This is a genomic window from Citrobacter braakii, assembly GCF_002075345.1.
Classification (GTDB): Bacteria; Pseudomonadota; Gammaproteobacteria; order Enterobacterales; family Enterobacteriaceae; genus Citrobacter; species Citrobacter braakii.
In genome coordinates this window covers 1-263 of the sequence record NZ_NAEW01000106.1, presented here as the reverse complement: position 1 = coordinate 263, position 263 = coordinate 1, and the positions used below count along the sequence as shown (strand labels likewise).

At 59.3% G+C, this 263-nt stretch carries 1 protein-coding gene; it reads left to right on the top strand.

The window, feature by feature from the left end:
* On the top strand, window positions 1–263 hold a 263-nt coding region (locus BZK42_RS28865; protein ID WP_080861668.1), incomplete at both ends, for a hypothetical protein.

Below are 263 nucleotides of genomic sequence, written 5' to 3'. Positions count from 1 at the left end.
CGGTCCTGCCACTGTCTGATGGTTATCTGGGACCATGGTCCCATCCGGTCCTGCCACTGTCTGATAGCTATCTGGGACCGTGGTCCCACTCAGCGCTGTCGCGGTCAGATGGTTATCTGGGACCATGGTCCCACCTGGTCCTGTCACTGTCTGATAGCTATCTGGGACCGTGGTCCCACCCGGTCCTGCCACTGTCTGATGGTTATCTGGGACCATGGTCCCATCCGGTCCTGCCACTGTCTGATAGCTATCTGGGACCGTGG